General features: G+C 38.9%; 18 protein-coding genes. 15 read left to right on the top strand and 3 right to left on the bottom strand.

Annotated elements, in window-relative coordinates; translation table 11 throughout:
* Positions 1–327: 327 nt before the first annotated feature.
* The 11 genes from AO843_RS04555 (at position 328) to ptsP (ending at position 10,832) form a co-directional block, all read left to right on the top strand.
* Positions 328–1,107, top strand: a complete 780-nt coding sequence (locus AO843_RS04555) for a hypothetical protein (RefSeq protein ID WP_054609978.1) — start codon at positions 328–330, stop codon at positions 1,105–1,107.
* Positions 1,104–1,460, top strand: a complete 357-nt coding sequence (locus AO843_RS04550; RefSeq protein WP_054609977.1) for a GntR family transcriptional regulator — start codon at positions 1,104–1,106, stop codon at positions 1,458–1,460. Before AO843_RS04555 ends, AO843_RS04550 begins: the two co-directional genes overlap by 4 nt.
* 10 nt (positions 1,461–1,470) lie before the next feature.
* The gene (locus AO843_RS04545; RefSeq protein ID WP_054609976.1) at positions 1,471–2,166 is read left to right on the top strand and encodes an ABC transporter ATP-binding protein; all 696 of its coding nucleotides are present in this window, start codon (positions 1,471–1,473) and stop codon (positions 2,164–2,166) included.
* Between the two features lie 5 nt (positions 2,167–2,171).
* A complete protein-coding gene (locus tag AO843_RS04540; RefSeq protein ID WP_054609975.1) occupies positions 2,172–3,092 on the top strand; it encodes an ABC transporter ATP-binding protein in 921 nt (306 codons plus the stop codon).
* On the top strand, positions 3,070–4,011 hold the full coding sequence (locus AO843_RS04535) for an ABC transporter permease (RefSeq protein WP_054609974.1): 942 nt from the start codon (positions 3,070–3,072) through the stop codon (positions 4,009–4,011). Before AO843_RS04540 ends, AO843_RS04535 begins: the two co-directional genes overlap by 23 nt.
* A 177-nt stretch (positions 4,012–4,188) precedes the next feature.
* Entirely contained in the window at positions 4,189–6,138 is a 1,950-nt protein-coding gene (nagE, locus tag AO843_RS04530; RefSeq protein WP_054609973.1) for an N-acetylglucosamine-specific PTS transporter subunit IIBC, read from the top strand.
* 96 nt (positions 6,139–6,234) lie between these two features.
* A complete protein-coding gene (gene nagA, locus AO843_RS04525) occupies positions 6,235–7,386 on the top strand; it encodes an N-acetylglucosamine-6-phosphate deacetylase (RefSeq protein ID WP_054610103.1) in 1,152 nt (383 codons plus the stop codon).
* 33 nt (positions 7,387–7,419) lie between these two features.
* Positions 7,420–8,130 (top strand): sugar isomerase domain-containing protein, encoded by a 711-nt coding sequence (locus AO843_RS04520; RefSeq protein WP_054609972.1) that lies wholly within the window; start codon positions 7,420–7,422, stop codon positions 8,128–8,130.
* Positions 8,131–8,155: 25 nt separating this feature from the next.
* A complete protein-coding gene (locus tag AO843_RS04515; RefSeq protein WP_054609971.1) occupies positions 8,156–8,854 on the top strand; it encodes a glucosamine-6-phosphate deaminase in 699 nt (232 codons plus the stop codon).
* 2 nt (positions 8,855–8,856) lie between these two features.
* On the top strand, positions 8,857–9,123 hold the full coding sequence (locus AO843_RS04510) for an HPr family phosphocarrier protein (protein ID WP_054609970.1): 267 nt from the start codon (positions 8,857–8,859) through the stop codon (positions 9,121–9,123).
* Positions 9,120–10,832, top strand: a complete 1,713-nt coding sequence (gene ptsP, locus AO843_RS04505; protein ID WP_054609969.1) for a phosphoenolpyruvate--protein phosphotransferase — start codon at positions 9,120–9,122, stop codon at positions 10,830–10,832. The genes AO843_RS04510 and ptsP overlap by 4 nt, the downstream gene beginning before the upstream one ends.
* Before the next feature lie 44 nt (positions 10,833–10,876).
* Here ptsP and AO843_RS04500 read toward each other — a convergent pair whose 3' ends face one another.
* Complete coding sequence (locus AO843_RS04500) at positions 10,877–11,551, bottom strand: HAD family hydrolase (protein WP_054609968.1); 675 nt, start codon at positions 11,549–11,551, stop codon at positions 10,877–10,879.
* A 90-nt stretch (positions 11,552–11,641) separates the two neighbouring features.
* Positions 11,642–12,409, bottom strand: coding sequence for a sporulation protein (locus AO843_RS04495; protein ID WP_054609967.1), 768 nt, complete (start codon positions 12,407–12,409; stop codon positions 11,642–11,644).
* Between the two features lie 326 nt (positions 12,410–12,735).
* Between AO843_RS04495 and AO843_RS04490 the strand changes: the two genes are divergently transcribed.
* The 3 genes from AO843_RS04490 to AO843_RS04480 all read left to right on the top strand — a co-directional run bounded on the left by AO843_RS04490 (position 12,736) and on the right by AO843_RS04480 (position 15,763).
* Positions 12,736–13,473, top strand: coding sequence for an urease accessory protein UreH domain-containing protein (locus AO843_RS04490; protein WP_054609966.1), 738 nt, complete (start codon positions 12,736–12,738; stop codon positions 13,471–13,473).
* Between the two features lie 26 nt (positions 13,474–13,499).
* A complete protein-coding gene (locus tag AO843_RS04485) occupies positions 13,500–14,210 on the top strand; it encodes a cytochrome c biogenesis CcdA family protein (RefSeq protein ID WP_054609965.1) in 711 nt (236 codons plus the stop codon).
* 68 nt (positions 14,211–14,278) lie between these two features.
* Entirely contained in the window at positions 14,279–15,763 is a 1,485-nt protein-coding gene (locus AO843_RS04480; RefSeq protein ID WP_054609964.1) for a multicopper oxidase family protein, read from the top strand.
* Positions 15,764–15,822: 59 nt separating this feature from the next.
* Here the strand turns inward: AO843_RS04480 and nhaC are convergent, their stop codons facing one another.
* Positions 15,823–17,205, bottom strand: a complete 1,383-nt coding sequence (gene nhaC / locus AO843_RS04475; protein WP_054609963.1) for a Na+/H+ antiporter NhaC — start codon at positions 17,203–17,205, stop codon at positions 15,823–15,825.
* A gap of 541 nt (positions 17,206–17,746) precedes the next feature.
* Here nhaC and AO843_RS04470 point away from each other — a divergent pair.
* Positions 17,747–18,367 (top strand): DUF47 domain-containing protein, encoded by a 621-nt coding sequence (locus tag AO843_RS04470; protein ID WP_054609962.1) that lies wholly within the window; start codon positions 17,747–17,749, stop codon positions 18,365–18,367.
* Positions 18,368–18,381 lie beyond the last annotated feature (14 nt).

The raw sequence follows: 18,381 nt of genomic DNA, 5'->3' as shown, positions 1-18,381 counted from the left end.
ACTTTACCAACCATTAGCAACCTCTTCGTCAAATATGCCATCTCCTTCGATAGCAAGCCAAAATTCCTGCCTTTGAATGCTTACCTCCATTTTCAATTTCAAAGTCAAATAGAACCCTTTTATCCATTCTGCTACCACTTTCCATGTTGTCTTAGCGTTACTCGGTTTTTACTATATGGATTCCTTAATTGGCAATGTCTACCCTTAAACAAAAAAGGGAAGAGTCCGAATTAAACTGGCTCCTCTTTTTTCTTGTATTTGGTACTTGAAAATAAGGAAGTCATAGTGTAATATCTGACTAGTACACTATGACACGAGGTGTTGAGCATGAAAAGTTTTGTAGGACTTTTAAAAAAAGAATGGGTACTTTACCGATCATGGTTTTTGATGGGGATATTTGCGGGCATTATGCTTTCCTGGATTGTTCCCTATGTATTGCATCAATTTGTTGATCTCTTTGCTCAAGAAAATCAGCTAGCATTTGTCTTTACGCTTCTCGTCCTATTTATAGGTGGATTTTATTCCGTCTTGCAATTTTTAGCGAGTATGCGTTTGGATATTAAAGCGAAGGAAAGTTGGCTTCATTCCACTAGTTCCATCACAAAGCTAATTGGAGCAAAAATGGTCTGTTCGCTTATAGGTTATGCGCTTTTTAATACGCTCTTTGTGAGTATTGCCATCTTTAATGTAAAAGAAGAGTTTATTGCAAATGTTGGACAAATCGTTTTCGTTTTGGTATTAATTGTTATTGCGTTAACTATTTTCCAATTTATGTTGTTTGTTTTACTGTTGTTATTCTTAGCTTTTTACTTGCAATTGAAGCATGTAATTGGTCGTTTTTCCATTGTATTGACAATGGTTGCTTTTGGCCTTACAACAGCGGCTTGGGTTCGTATAACGGAGAGTCAGTTTTATGAAATGGTTTTCCAACGTGGCGCCATTTCATTGAGCAAATTAGAACTGTATTTACCCAAAGTAAGGGCGACAACAACGATGGAATGGAGGCTAGGCTCTATTTATGTTGTTGAAGAAGTAGCTTCTACTTTACTTATCGTACTGCTCTTTTTAGCGGCATCCAAGTGGCTTGAAAAGGTGGTATTACGATGACGATGGATTTTTCACGTGATAAACCGATTTATAGTCAGCTTGTCGATCGGATATGCGGGGACATTTTGAAGGGGCAGATATTGCTTGGTGATCGACTGCCTTCTGTTCGGGAATATGCAGTCGAAACGGGTGTCAATGTCAATACGGTGCAACGAGTCTATAAGGAGTTAGAGGCAATGTATATTACGGAAACCAAACGAGGACAAGGTACATTTATTACGACCAATGAGGAACGCATTGAGGTATTACGAGATGACATGAAAAATAAGTTAGCTGAAAGTTTTTTAACATCCATAGAAGCATTGGGATTTTCGAAGGAAGAAATGCTGGTTGTTTTGAAAAATAAAGCGTGAGGTGAAGGAAATGTTACAGCTATCAAATGTGTCTTTTCAATATAAGAATAAGCCCATTTTACAGGATATATCCTTTTCCTTTCCTATTGGACAGATAATTGGGCTAGTTGGGGAAAATGGTAGTGGTAAATCTACACTTCTCAAAGTTTTAGCTGGCTTATTACGACCTTCTAGTGGTGATGTAGTACTGAATGGCGAGCCTGTTACTCGTAGAAGTGCGGACCGAATTGCTTATTTACCAGATACAGATTTGTTTTTTGAGTATTATACGGGGGAACAGCTATTCCATCATTACGCCTCTCAATTTGAAGACTTTTCCTATGATAAAGCATGTATAGTGGCAGAATTTTTACAGGTTGATAAGAATACGAAGCTACGCCAATTATCAAAAGGGAATCGAGGTCGAATGAAAATGGCTGCTACACTTGGCCGAGAAGTGCCCTATTATTTGATGGATGAGCCGTTTGCAGGGCTAGATCCGATTGTGCGAGAGCAGCTCATTAAAGGTTTAATTCAATTTACAGACATAGAAAATCAAACGATTTTGCTGTCAACACATGAATTATATGAGGTTGAACCTATTTTAGATCAAATTATTTTATTACAAGCGGGCTCCATCACGGCTTATGAAGAAGTCGAGACATTACGCGATGTGACCAACAAGGATGCGGTCGAGTGGATGAAAGGATTTTATAAGAAAGGGTGAAAAATATGACAGAACCAATTGTACAATTGCAAAATTTATCGAAGACGATTCGAGGAAAGCAATTAATTCAACAGTTAAATATTGATTTATATCCAGGGCAAATTACAGGATTTTTAGGGCCTAATGGAGCAGGGAAAACAACCACGATTCGTATGATGACAGGCCTCATGCATCCAACAGAGGGCAAGGTGATCATTGATGGGCTATCCCTACAGGAGCATTATGAGGAAGCGATTAGCAAGGTCGGTGTGATTGTCGAAAATCCAGAGATGTATAAATTTATGTCTGGTTATAAAAATTTACTGCATTTTGCACGCATGCATAAAAATGTTACGAAAGAACGAATCCAAGAGGTCGTTAAACAGGTAGGACTTGAAAATCGTATCCATGAAAAGGTGGCAACGTATTCCCTTGGGATGCGTCAACGACTAGGACTTGCACAGGCACTATTGCATCGACCGAAATTTCTAATTTTAGATGAACCAACGAATGGTTTAGATCCAGCTGGTATTCGAGAGTTCCGAATGTACCTTCGCAAAATAGCTGCAGAAGATAACGTTTCTGTCTTTGTGTCCAGTCACCTATTATCTGAAATTGAATTAATGTGTGACAGAGTGGCGGTAATCCAAAATGGGAAGCTAATCGATATTCGTGAAATTCATAATGATAGTTCGTCGTTTTACTATGTGGAAGCACAGCCAAAAGAACAGGTGTCTGCACATCTGACTCAGCTTGATTACAAGTTTGAAGCGGAGAATCAGGGCTATGTGATTGAATTGAAGAAAGAGGATGTTCCTGCATTGACAGCAGGGCTTGTGCAAGCAGGAATGCAACTATTTGCGGTACAACCACATCAGAAAACATTAGAGGATCAATTCTTAGAAATGACAGGAGGCGGACAAATTGCTGAAGCTAATTCAAAATGAATGGATGAAATTATGGCATAAAAAAGGTACGTGGGCAATGGTCGCTATGCTTATACTTGTCATCCTAGTTCCTGGTGGAATCATGAAATATTATGAGGAAAAATCCTCAGATGAAGGATCATGGCAGAAGGTTGAGCAGCAAGCCATCCAAAATAATAAGGCAATGCTAGCGGAAGAAGACTTATCCGAGGCAGATAAAGCCTATTTTAAAGAGCAAATTTCAATTTCAGAGTATCGTTTAGCCAATGATGCACCGAGTCAAAAGGATGGCAGCGTTGCGAGCTTTATGTCCTTTACAAGCAGTATGCTAACATTGGTCACTTTATTTACGGTAATTACAGCTGCCAGCATTGTCTCAAGCGAATTTTCAACAGGTACCATTAAAATGCTGTTAACTCGTCCAATGTCCCGTGCGAAAGTGTTAACGTCTAAATTATTGACAACCTTCATATTTGGTTTGTTTTTAGTTGCTGTAAACGTAGTCGTTAGTGCAATTGTAGGTTTAGTATTATTTGGTGTAGGCTCAGGTGTGGAATTAGAGGTTGTCAATGGACAGGTGGCTGAAAAGGCAGTATGGAGTGATTTAGCATATCATTATCTACTATCTGGCGGTGATTTTGTGATGTCTACACTATTTGCCTTTTTAATTGGTTCAGTGTTCCGTTCAAGCTCGTTAGCGATTGGTTTAACAATGTTCCTATCCTTTACAGGTGGCATGATCATCATGTTCTTAAGTAGATACGACATTGTGAAATACATTTGGCTAACGCATTCAGATTTAACACAATATGAACATGGTGGTAGCTCCATGATTGCTGATGTGACGATGCCATTTTCTTTAACAGTACTAGCGATTTACGCAATACTTTTCCTTATTATTAGTTATACGTCCTTTATGAAACGTGACGTTACAGCATAAATTAAATAAGAACTGTGCCCTAATACTTTATTGGGGTACGGTTTTTTTTATGACAAAAGGAAATATTAAAAAAGTATTTATTTTTTTTCGAATTGCGCCTATAATAATAGCAACTTAGTGAAAACGCTTTTTTTTTACTAAAGTGGTCTAGACAACTATACCAAAGGGGGATAATGAATGTTTGCTTTCTTACAAAAAATCGGTAAGTCGCTCATGTTTCCAATCGCTACATTACCGGCAGCAGCATTACTATTGCGTTTAGGTTCAGGGGATATGCTTGGAGCAGTTCCGAACGAAGCCATCCAGTACATTGCTAGTATTATGGCCGCTTCTGGGAATGCTATACTTGGCAATTTACCAATTATTTTTGCGATCGGGATTGCGATGGGGTTGGCACATGATAGCAGTGGGGGCGCAGCGCTTGCAGGTGCGATTGCTCATCTTGTATTAGTTGCCGTTTTAGGGACGGTTAATGAAGACTTAAATATGGGTGTATTTGGTGGTATTATTGCCGGTATTACGGCAGGCTTATTGTATAACAAATATTATAATGTGAAATTTCCAGAATGGTTATCATTCTTTGGCGGACGGCGCTTTGTACCGATTATTACATCCATCACTATGGCGATTTTAGCTAGTATTTTAGCCATCGTGTGGGGACCAATTCAAGGTGGTATTGATGCTGTCGGCAATTGGATGATTGGAGCAGGATCACTAGGCGTTGGGATGTATGGTTTCTTCAACCGTCTATTAATTCCAGTGGGTCTACACCATGTTATTAATACAGTGATTTGGTTTGATTTTGGTGAATTCACGAATGCGGCGGGTGAAATTGTTAAAGGGGATATCAATCGTTTCTTAGCCGGAGACACATCAGCTGGACATTTCCAAGCTGGTTTCTTCCCAATTATGATGTTTGGTTTACCAGCAGCTTGTCTTGCGATGTACTTTACAGCGAGAAAGGATAAACGTCCAATCGTTGGTGGGATGTTCGTTTCTATCGCTTTAACAGCCTTTTTAACAGGTGTTACAGAACCTATTGAATTTTCATTTATGTTCTTATCACCAGTTTTATATGGTATCCATGCGGTGTTAACAGGTATTGCGCTTGCAGTTGCCTATGTTGTTGGATTCCGTGACGGTTTTGGATTCTCGGCAGGATTAATTGACTACTTGCTAAACTTAGGTTTGGCCGATAAACCATTACTGTTACTACCTTTAGGATTAGGCTTTGGGGCCATTTATTTTGTGGTCTTCTATTTCTTAATTAAAAAACTGGACTTAAAAACACCTGGACGTGAAGATGATGATGAAGAGGATGGGCAAACAAATTCAGCCATCTCAAATGATGTCGATTTACGTGCCTACTATACAATTGAAGCATTAGGCGGAAAAGATAATATTCAGCAAGTGGATTACTGTACGACTCGTTTACGTATGTCAGTGCAGGATGCCAATGTTGTAGATGAAAAAACGTTGAAGCAAACAGGTGCACGAGGGGTTATGCGTATTAGTAAAACCAATGTACAAGTGATTATCGGCACATCTGTTGAGTTTTTAGCTGAGGCAATGAAAGAACGTCTGAAAAAGGGTAATCCAGCACCAGCCAATGCTCAGTTGCCAAAGGAACAACCTGTGGGGACAGAAGCAGTAAAAAACGAAACAATAACGACTTTCCATGATTTTGAAATGCCGATGACAGGTGATTTATTACCGTTATCAGAAGTACCAGATGAAGCATTTTCTGCTGGCCTGATGGGTCCTGGTTTTGGGATTCACCCGACAGATGGAACTGTTTATGCACCGTTTGACGGGCAAGTGGTCATGATTTTCCCAACAAAGCATGCAATCGGCTTAAAATCTGATACAGGATTAGAGCTATTAATTCATGTCGGATTAGATACCGTAACACTGAATGGTGAAGGCTTTGACATGCTTGTAACAGATGGACAAAAAATAAAACGTGGTGATGCATTGTTAAAAGCAGACATCACAAAAATAAAGGACCAAGTGCCTTCCATTATTACTCCTGTAGTTTTCACTAGCCTAATGGGGCAAGAGATTACGCTAGGAAAAACAGGTTTTCAACGTGCAGGCTCTACCAATATTATTTCAATGAAAAAGTAACAATAAATAGGGCTGTTTGCGGAGGAACACATGGGCAATGTCATTGCAAATGGATACTTTTCAACAGCCCTTATTCAAGAAGAGGAGATGTTTTTCTTGAGTTTATTAATTCAGAACATCACAGTGGTCAATGCAAATGGTCGGGATGAACAGATGGATGTGTGGATGATGGATGGCAAAATTGCTCAGATTGCCCAGCGTATTGAGGCTCATGGCGTTGATCAGTTAGATGGTTCAGGCAAGTTTTTATTGCCAGGATTTATTGATATGCATATTCACGGATCTGCCCAAATGGATACAATGGATGCATCTGATGAAGGGCTGCATATCATGGCCAAATCGCTTTTAAAAGAAGGTACGACAAGCTTTTTAGCAACCACGATGACACAAAGCTTTGACAATATCGAACGGGCTATTGCCAATGTAGCACAATTCCAGCCACAGTCTGATGAAGCGGAAGTGCTTGGTCTTCATATCGAAGGACCTTTTGTCTCGAAGCAGCGGGCAGGAGCTCAACCTCTTGATTATATTGTCCCACCAGATGTTCAGGTCATAACAAAATGGCAAGCATTAAGTGGTCAAAAAATTAAGCAAATTACACTAGCACCCGAGGAACTCACTGGAATGACAGCTGTGCAAAGCCTTTCTGAAAGCGGAGTCATTGTTTCGATTGGTCATTCCGACGCTACCTTTGAGCAAATGCAAGAAGCAGTTCAATTAGGTGCTTCACAGGGGACTCATTTATACAATCAAATGCGTCCATTCCATCATCGTGATCCTGGAGTGGTTGGTGGTGTTTTGTTACTAGATGCCATAAAGGCAGAACTGATTGTTGATTTTATCCATATGCATGAAGGCGCTGTGGAAATGGCTTATCGCTTGAAGGGAGCAGACGGAATTATCTTAATAACGGATGCAATGCGAGCAAAGGGTATGCCATTTGGTGAATATGATTTAGGTGGTCAAATGGTGCATGTGACGGAATCAGGCGCACATTTATCGAATGGTGCACTGGCAGGTAGTATTTTAAAAATGGATCAAGCTGTGCGAAATATCCTTAAGATTACTAATTGTACATTGGAGGAGCTTGTGAAAATGTCCAGCTTCAATGCTGCCCAGCAATTGAAATTAACGAACAAAGGACAGCTTAAAGAAGGATATGATGCGGATGCCGTGATTGTGGATGAACACTTGATGCTTCATCAAACGATTAAAGCAGGCCAAATCATGATGCATGCAGACATTTAGCATGAAACGTTTGAAATGAAAAGGTGATAGATCATGAATACCTATTTTCAACAAGTCAATCGCTATTTAACAATGGTGGCGGAACAGGAAAATGAGCAAATTATTCTTGTAGCTCAACAAATAGTGAAACGTCTAGTACAGGGAGGCATTATCCAGTTATTTGGTTCAGGGCATTCCATGTTATTAGCGCAGGAATGTTACTACAGAGCTGGTGGCTTAGTTCCTGTCAAACCCATACACATTGAACCCTTAATGCTGCATCAGGGAGCACGGCAATCCTCACAAAATGAAAAAAAACAAGCATTTTTAGCCTCTTATAAGGATCAACTACATTTTGATGACAGAGATGTTTGTATTATCATTTCAACATCTGCCAACAATCCAGTTCCTATTGATATGGCGATCTACGCTAAAGAAGCAGGGGCGCTAACGATATCACTACAATCATTGGCCTATCAACATCAACCATCACGCCATCCGTCAGGCAAACGTTTGGAGGATATTGTAGATGATATTTTAAATACGCATGTTCCATTAGGCGATGGTATTTTAACAGTTGATCAGTTGCAATATGGACCTGTATCTACGGTGTTAGGTGCGACGTTATTAAATGCTTTATTCGCCCAAATTATTGAGCTTCTACATGAACAAGGCGCAAGCTTACCAGTGTTTGGTAGCAGTAACTTGGGGAACACCAATAATGATGAACTCATTGATCAATATGGTCAGCGAATTCATTTCTAAGGCTCAAGGAAAAGGAGGATATGTAGTGAAAATAGAAAGATTTGATTCAAAAGAAGAATTATATGCACGAGCAGTAGCCATAATGGTGGAAGCTAAACATAATGGGGCCACAACGTTCGGGCTAGCTACTGGTGGAACAATGGAACCGTTGTATGCTAAAATCTGTAAAACTGATATCGATTTTTCGAATTGCATCAGCTTTAATTTGGATGAATATGTAGGACTCCAGGCCAACCATGAGCAAAGCTATGCCTATTATATGCACAAGCATTTATTTCACGAAAAACCATTTCTGGCATCCTATTTACCAAATGGTTTAGCAGCAGATCCTTTAGAGGAAGCAGCTCGCTATGAAGCTCTATTACAACAACATTCCTTAGACTTTCAATTGCTTGGTATCGGACAAAATGGCCATATCGGTTTCAATGAACCAGGTACGGCTTTTGATTCCTTGACACATCTTGTGACATTGGAAGAATCGACTCGTCAAGCCAATGCTCGCTTCTTTTCATCGATTGATGAAGTGCCTACGCAGGCGTTCACAATGGGGATTCAATCCATTATGCGTGCCAAGTGCATTTTGTTAATGGCAGTGGGAGAAACTAAACGCGAGGTCTTAGAACGTGTGTTGGCCTCTGATTATACAGAGAATATTCCAGCAAGTGTTTTGTCCAAACATCCAAATGTCATGATTTTAACAGACTTACAAGTAGAGGAGAATTAACAATGAAAACACAACAATTTACAGTAATCGATCCTTTAGGAATTCATGCACGTCCAGCGAGCCAGCTTGTGGCAAAAGCAACACCATTTACTTCAGCTATTGAAGTGCGTACAGAAGAAAAAGCGGCAAATTTAAAATCTATTCTTGGGGTAATGGGATTAGCCTTAAAGCAAGGTTCTCAATTTACGCTGTATGTAGAGGGGGAAGATGAAGAGCAAGCATTTGAGGCATTAGCAACATTACTGACAGAAATGGGGCTTGCACAATGACACATCTCACTGGTATTGCCGCTTCAGACGGCATTGCCATTGCAAAAGCGTATCGTTTTGTACAACCAGATTTAACATTTAGTCAAACACAGGTTCAAGATATCGAGGCGGAGCAGCAACGTTTAACAGCTGCCCTTACCAAAGCTGGGCAAGAGCTGGTGGCCATCCAACAGCAAACATTGGAAAAATTTAGTGCCGAGGAAGCGGCTATTTTTGAAGCACATTTATTAGTGGTGAATGATCCAGAGTTAATTGGACCTATCAATCAAAAAATTGCTGACGAAGCGGTCAATGCCGAGTTTGCCTTACATGAAGTTTCATCGATGTTTGTGACATTATTTGAAAGTATGGATGATGAATACATGAGTGCACGTGCATCAGATATTAAAGATGTGACAAACCGCATTTTAGCACATTTACTCGGTGTACATATTCCTAATCCAAGTAATATCAGTGACCAGGTGATAATTGTAGCCAATGATTTGACACCTTCAGAGACAGCTCAATTGGATCGTAACTTTGTCCTTGGTTTTATCACAGATATTGGTGGCCGTACGTCGCATTCTGCGATTATGGCACGTTCGTTAGAGATCCCCGCAGTAGTTGGAACAGGAGCGGCAACGACCTCTATTCAAGATGGAGATCTATTAATCGTAGATGGTTTATCAGGTCAAGTACTTGTCAATCCAACGGCGGATGTGATTGCCGCCTATCATGAAAAAGCGCAAAACTTTCATACACAACAAGTGGAATGGTCAACCTTAGTAAACGAACAAACAATGTCCAAAGACGGTGTACATGTGGAACTAGCCGCCAATATTGGCTCTCCAAGTGATTTGGATGGCGTGTTGCGTCATGGGGCTGAGGGAATTGGCTTATATCGAACAGAATTTTTATATATGGGCCGAGAAAATCTGCCATCTGAGGATGAGCAATTTACCGCTTATAAAACGGTTATCGAAGGTATGAAGGGGAAGCCAGTGGTGATTCGAACGCTGGATATCGGTGGAGACAAACACTTGCCATATTTACCGCTACAGGAAGAAATGAATCCATTTCTCGGTCATCGTGCCATTCGTCTATGCCTAGATCAACCTGAATTATTCCGTACGCAATTACGCGCATTACTGCGTGCATCTGTATATGGGAACCTAAAAATTATGTTCCCGATGATTGCGACAATTCAAGAGTTCCGTGATGCTAAAGCGATTTTGATAGAAGAACAAGAAAAGCTAGTAGCAACAGGTGTGGCTGTAAGTGCTGACATTGAAATCGGCATGATGGTTGAAATTCCAGCTACGGCAGTGATGGCTGGTATTTTTGCCAAAGAAGTAGACTTTTTCTCCATTGGTACTAATGATTTAATTCAATATACAATGGCTGCAGATCGTATGAACGAAAAAGTTTCCTATTTATATCAACCATATAACCCAGCTATTTTACGCTTAATTCAAATGGTCATTCATGCCGCACATCAAGAACAGAAATGGGTAGGGATGTGTGGAGAGATGGCAGGCGATGAACTAGCAGTTCCATTATTGCTAGGCTTAGGCTTGGATGAATTTTCAATGAGTGCCACATCTATTTTGAAAACACGTTCGTTATTGAAACATTTGTCTGTTAAGGACATGCAAGCTCTAGCGGCAGAGGCATTACAATTAGCAACAGCCGAAGAAGTGATAGAGAAAGTAAAGCAAGCAGTGAAATAAGTTTATCCCAACAACCATCTACCAACAACATAGGGTAGGTGGTTTTATTGTTTTATGGTTAACTGATCGATGATGGCAGGTAATTCTAACAAATCATCAATGATGGCATCTGCTTCAACACAGTCCCATTGAAAATCCCTTTTCCAAATGCCTTTCATTCCCACATCTTGAGCACCTTTTACATCATTTTCAGGATGATCCCCCAAAAAAATACTTTCATGAGGTAGAACATGAAGCTTTTCTAAAGCGCTCATAAATAGTTGAGGATTTGGTTTTTTCATACCCTCCCATTCAGATACTAAAATTACATCAAAATATTTTTCAATTTCTAAAGCCTTGATATTGTCCATTTGGAATTGTCCAAAGCCATTCGTAATCATTCCTAAAACAAAATGGTCAGTTTTCAATTTTTCTAATAGATTAATTAGATTTGGAAATGGGACACAATGATGTTTGAATTCATTCATGTAATCTTGCAGAAGCGCTTCCCAAGTGATGGTTTCTATATTAAATTCATACACTAATTGCTGATAGACTTTATCTTTCCAAACATATCCTCGCTTATCTAATTGGATAAAACGAGAGATATACTTTTCTTTTGGAATAGAATTCAATAGCTTATTTAGTCGTTCATATTGCCTCTCAATAAATAATTTTACAGATTCATCTCTATTTAACAAAGTTCCATCCAAATCAAATAATACCGCTTTTATTACCATGAAACACATTGCCTCCTTGTAAAACATAAAATTTGGAACGTTGAGAAAAGTAAAAGTAGTTGAAGTACTCTTCAACTACTTTCATTTGGACTATATATGCTTCGAAATAACTTCCTGGAGTTTCGCTTGCAGTGTTGGTAGATCGTGCATCGTAATCGTTGTTCGTACATAACTTTCATCCATCTCAAGAGCCTCTGCGAAGAAGCTCCCAATGCCTTTAACTTTGCGATCAATCTGCATTAGAATTTCTGCAGAATGATTGGACTGCGAGAGGAAGACAATTTCAAGTTCATCTAGATGCCCTCTAAAGGATCCTGTTGGCACAAATTCAAACTCCTGTACAAACGGATAATACCCTCGGAAGCGTGACGGGGCTTGTTCACATTCTGCTTCTCGTAAACGAAAACCTAATCGACCTATAGCATCAAGTATTTGCGCTGCGAGGCTTGTTGGCTCAACACGAATATAATCTTTGTCACTTGGGTCAACAGCGTTTTTAATATCGAGTCCGGTTTGAATCCAGACTTGCGTTTTGCCCGCACTAATCGGTGTTTCAAATGGCAGTGTCAACGAAATGGGAATGACCTTCTCTTCACTAGCAGCTAGTGTAAAAGGCTCTGTCACTTTGACTTTTTGTAGAGTGGCTACCTCTGTATGTTTATGATCATTTGACTCTCTTATATATGTCGTATTAATTGACAGATAGATGGAATCCACTTGTTGTTCAACTTGACCGCCACGCACGATGATTTCCCCTCGCATGACTTCTCCAGCTCGATAAGTATCCTTTGCCAACCTTGTATCAACTGTTGCTGAACCAATCCCAAAACTTGCTAGTGCTTTATGAAAAAAAGACATTCTTACATTCCTCCTACTGAAATTGTTAGCTATACATACGCACAGTTTGAAAAAAGGTTTCAAGACTTGTAAATTTTTAGCCATACTAATTGAAAATCGAAAGGTGGATGGCAGTACCCAAAATGGAATGAAACCATATCTAGTACCGCTCTGCCCGTGTGGATCCGTATTATAGCTTCTACCAACAAAATGACATACTTTGATCACATCATAGTCTTCTAAAAAAAGGAGAGTCGATTTCTGCATCATTTATTCATATTTAACCTTTATACTAGTTTTGGCTAGTTTTTAAAGCTGAAATGATTAACAGATAGAAGGTGTTTGAATTGTATAGTTTTTTGTCAGCTATTAGTCAGTTTATGAGTGAGCCGATCAATCAATTTTTAAATGCCTATGAGCATTCCGCATGGGCTATGGCGCTTCTGTTAGGTCTCATAGGGGCTCTTGCTCCATGTCAAATAACCGGTAATATGAGCGCTATTACATTTTATGGAAATCAGACATTTCAAATGAAAAGTAATTGGCAGGAGATTATGTTTTTTATTCTTGGTAAAGTAGTTGTTTTTAGCGGACTTGGTCTTTTAGCATGGTTATTTGGTCAATCGTTTGAAACTAAAATGACATTATATTTTCCCATTTTCCGTCAGGCCATTGGACCAATTATGATGATGACAGGACTCGTTTTATTAGGTTTATTGAAGTTGAAATTTTTAAATCGTCTGTCGTCGCTTATTCCTCCTGTTGTGAAAGGGGGCAATTTAGGCTCCTTTTTAATGGGGGCTAGTTTCTCTATTGCCTTTTGTCCGACCATGTTTGTGCTGTTTTTTGTGTGGCTAATGCCCATCGTAACAGGCGCATCCTATGGGTTTATCTTACCTAGTATTTTTGGAGTTGCAACTTCTATACCACTACTCATCATGCTTCTCTTAATTTATCTTTTCGATGCTAAGCGTCTCATTTTACGAACAAGCATGAAGATGGGGAGAGTTATTCAACTAGTGGCAGGCATATTGTTACTGTTATTAGGTATGGTGGACACCATTACATATTGGGGAATAACTTAACGTGTAAAATGTAAGGAGCGAACAAAATGAATCCAGATATTAATCTTTTTTTAGCCTTTGGCGCAGGATTTTTAAACTTTATTTCGCCCTGCACCTTACCGCTTTATCCAGCTTTTATTTCTTATATTACAGGGATGTCACTAGATGAGCTTCAGGGAGACAATAAAAAATTAAGAACTATTGGTATGTTGCATACATTGTTCTTTTTAATCGGGTTTTCCGTGATTTTTATTTTCCTCGGATACGGTTCATCTGCTGTGGGCTGGTTCTTTTTCCAGTACCAAGATTTATTGCGGCAGGTTGGTGCTATTTTAATTGTTCTTTTCGGTTTTATCATTATAGGTGTCTTATCTCCAAAGTTTTTAATGCAAGAAAAACGTCTTTCCTTTAAAAATCGTCCAACAGGCTATTTGGGCTCCTTTCTCATTGGACTTGCCTTTGCAGCTGGTTGGACCCCTTGTACTGGTCCGATTACTGGAGCGGTTTTTATGATGGCTTCCCAATATCCAGAGGCGGGCATGTTTTATATGATTGCCTATGTATTAGGGTTTGCAATACCGTTTTTCCTCCTATCACAATTTGTCACGAAAATCACATGGATACGAAAATATAGTCAAACGATTACAAAAGTTGGTGGCTATTTCATGATTGTGTTAGGGATTATTTTATTTTTTGACGGTTTAACAGTAATCATTATTTGGCTAAGCCCGTTGTTCGATGGTTTTTCAGGATTTTAAAACTCTTCATCATTTCTCCATACTTCTTTGTTACATTACTGTTGGCGTAACAAGAAGGAGGAAAACAGATGAAATCAAAAATGTGGTTTGCATTATTAACACTACTGATTCTACTAATTGGCGGATGTAGTAACAGTAAGACAGCAAATGAAGTTTCGAACAAATCGATGAACATGGTTCATGAAGGAATGGATAATATGACAAATGGTCATATGAGTCATACGAATCCCTTACAGCTTGCTCCATCAACAGGAGAAAATGAGTTGGCTATTCCTCCATTACTAGAACCAGATGGAGAAAATCCAGCTCGCTATTCGATTACAGCACAGGAAGGGACAACAGAGTTTTATCAGGGTGTCCAAACAGAGACCTATGGCTATAATGGGTCCTTTTTAGGGCCAGTAATTCGCGTTCAATCGGGACAAACCGTGCAATTTTCCACAACGAACGAAATGAGTAAAGATACGACCTTTCATTGGCATGGTTTAGAGATACCAGGAGAGGGAGATGGAGGTCCGCATGAACAAATAAAGTCTGGTCAATCGAAGACACTGACTTTTAACATCCGCCAGCAAGCTGCTACTTTGTGGTTTCACCCTCACCCTGAAGGACAAACAGCTGAACAAGTATATAAAGGTTTGGCTGGACTGATTTACGTAGAGGATGAAAATTCCCAGCGTTTAGGTTTACCTAATCAATATGGCGTGAATGATTTTCCACTAATTTTTCAGGACCGCCAGTTTGACGATCAAAAACAATTAAATTACCAGCTGTTTAAAAATAATGATGGGACAATTGGCGATACATTACTTATCAACGGTACGCTTCATCCAAAGCTCAGTGTCCGCCAAGAGCCCGTTCGTCTTCGATTAGTAAACGGCTCCAATGCGCGCAATTTTACATTCAAGCTTAGTACGAATGAGGAATTTCAACAAATCGCGACAGATGGAGGATTTCTAAATAGCCCTGTCCCTCTAAAAAAACTGACCTTAACACCAGGCGAACGTGCTGAAATTATCATTGATTTTTCAAAGCTAAGTACTTCCGCCGATTTAGCATTAATGAATGAAGAGGATGTTGTTCTATTACCATTTACGATTAAAAATGAACAAACCACTCCAAAGAAGATGCAGGATCAATTGAATACTTTCTCGACGACCAGTGAAGAACAACAATTACCTGTCTCCAAACGAATAGAGCTGTTTGGTATGGGGACAATGGTAACGATCAATGGCAAGCAATTTGATCGTAATAGAATTGATTTTGTTCAACAACAGGGTGTTACGGAAATTTGGGAAATATATAATAAGCCAGATATGATGGGTGGCATGACGCATCCTTTTCATTTACATGGCACACAATTTAAAATTGTATCCATTAATGAACAAGCACCACCGCTCAATGAACAAGGCTGGAAAGATACAGTGTCCATTGAACCAGATGAAACCGTTAAGTTGGCTGTGAAATTTAATGATAAGGGTCTCTATATGTTCCATTGTCATTTATTAGAGCATGAAGATAATGGTATGATGGGACAAGTGAAGGTTGAATAGAATCTTTTTGATAGATAAAAAGTGAAAAAGGTAGCTGATTTTTGATCAGCTACCTTTTGTTATTGATCAAGCTTTGTTAATGTTTTGCCACTCCAACCAAAAATAACAGTTAGAATTGGGCCAAGTAAACAGAAGAAGGTGAATGGCAGATAATCCAGTGTGGGAATACCAAGGACACTTGTGATGAAAATACCACAAACACTCCAAGGTACAAGTGGATTGACAACCGTTCCAGCATCCTCCATTACGCGAGAAAGGTTTTTCGGCGCTAGACCGACTTTCGCAAATTGTGCTTTAAATGCTTCACCTGTTAACAGGATGGATAAGTACTGCTCACCGATTAATGTGTTGACCCCAATACCAGTAATTGCTGCACCTGTAATAACGGAGCCAGCACTTTTAAATAAGCTTTCAACCTTGGCTAAAATACTTTGAATGATACCAAGTGTGAACAAGAGGCCGCCCATTGTTAAGGCAAGTAAGACAAGAGCAATCGTAAATAGCATGCTATTCATGCCACCACGTGACAGCAAGGCATCTACGGCCTCATTACCAGTTTGAGAGACATAGCCATCAAACAAAATTTTGAAGACATCTGCAGCTGGTAGAGGGTCCATCATGTAGGAAAGACCCACACCGAGAATCGACACAACGGCTAATGTAATGACGGCAGGTACTTTATAAAAAGTCATAATAACGAGGACAACTATGGGCAATAATGTATACCAATGAATAAGTCCTGTAGCCAGTAAACCTTCTTTAAATTGCTCTACTGTATCAAAAGATGCTGCTTCACCTGTTGGCGATAAAATGGCATACAGTACAATTGAGATCAGGAAAGCTGGGATTGTTGTCCATCCCATATTTTTAATATGTTCAAATAAGTCTACACCAACTGTTCCTGAGGCAAGATTCGTTGTATCAGATAAGGGTGACATTTTATCACCGAAAAAGGCACCAGAAACAATTGCACCAGCTGTTATTGTTAACGAGATGTCCATGGCACCCGCGATGCCCATAAATGCCACACCGACAGTTGCCACTGTTGTTAACGAACTACCGATAGAAATACCAACGATGCTACAAATTAAAAAGACAATGGCAAAGAAGAAGTTTGGTGAAACTGTTAAAAAACCATAATAGATGAGCGTAGGGATTGTCCCACCCATCATCCAGCTTGAAATTAAGATCCCAATAAAGAAAAAGATGAAAACAGCACCCAATCCAGCGCTAGCACCAGCAATCATCCCACCCTCTAGATCGCGAAAGGGAACTTTTTTTAGTAATCCATAGGCTAGTAAAAGTGAAATAACTAGAAAAATCGGGATATGGGGTGTTGCTTTTAAATAACCAATACTAAAAGCCATTGTGGCAATAATAAAAAGTATAACGAAGCCTGCCTCAATAAATCGAGGATTACTCTTAGCTTCTATTCGAAACATATGAAACCTCCTAATAAATACTTTTGCGCTTCAATGCGGTGAAGTCAAAAAGTATTATAGCACGCTAATAATATTTGTCAATTGACAGAAAATTGAAGGATTTATTATAAAATAATGAACCAATGTTATTGCCCTCCAATTTTATGTATAAGCAGCAACAAGGACGAGCATAACAAATAGGAAAGGTTCCACAGGTTTATAAGGGAAAAAATAACAAAAGAAACTTTCTTTTTTTATGTAAATATCGTTTACAATTCCTTAACATTTCATGTGGAAAACAAATAAGGAGAAAAAAGATTATTTCAAGTATTTTTATAAAAATAACAGAAAAAATGGTCATATTTAAAGAAAAAATAGTGATTTTTATTATTTGATTTCCAACGTTTTCAACTTGGAAAACGGCTTATAAATAAATGTGGCGAATTTTATATTACATTTTTGTAAAATCAACATCTGAGTGTTTAAAATTTTGTAGAATTGTGTAAATGTTTTGTTATGATGGTTCAGAAATTGATAATTTTTATTTTACAGGAGGAACAGGATGTTCAACTCAAATAAGCAAGATCCATTTTTTCAGTCATTATTAAAAATCGCTAAAAATGTGAATGAAGGGATTTATTATGCTCATAATGCCCATATTCAAGATATAGATGCGTTAAAAGAAATCGCAGATACAATGAAACAATATGAAACAAGTGGCGATAAATTAATTCATGAGCTTATCGTTATGCTAAATAAATCATTTATGACACCGATCGAGCGTGAAGATATTTTAGCTTTAGCCAATAAACTGGATGATGTGATTGATGGAATGGAAGGCTGCATTGCGCACTTCAATATGTACAATTTAACAGAAGTAACGGAGCCAATGCGTCAATTCCTAACATATATTGCGAAGAGTACAGATGAAATGGTACAAGCCATGGAACTATTAAATAGTAAAAAGCTTGTAGAAATGCGTAAACATGCTATTCAAATTAAGGATAATGAACGTGAATGTGATGAAATTTTCCGTTCCTGTATGAAGCAATTATTTATTCAAGAAAAAGATCCTATGCGTCTCATTGTTTTCAAGGATATTTATGAGCAATTTGAGGATATTGCTGATAGCTGCCAAACAGTGGCAAACACAATTGAAACAATAATTATGCGTAATGCATAAGATGGAGTGTACGA

Source organism: Lysinibacillus sp. ZYM-1 (assembly GCF_001308875.1).
Taxonomy (GTDB): Bacteria; Bacillota; Bacilli; order Bacillales_A; family Planococcaceae; genus Lysinibacillus.
The sequence above is the reverse complement of the archived record's forward strand: the minus strand, read 5'-3'. Positions and strand labels throughout refer to the sequence as shown.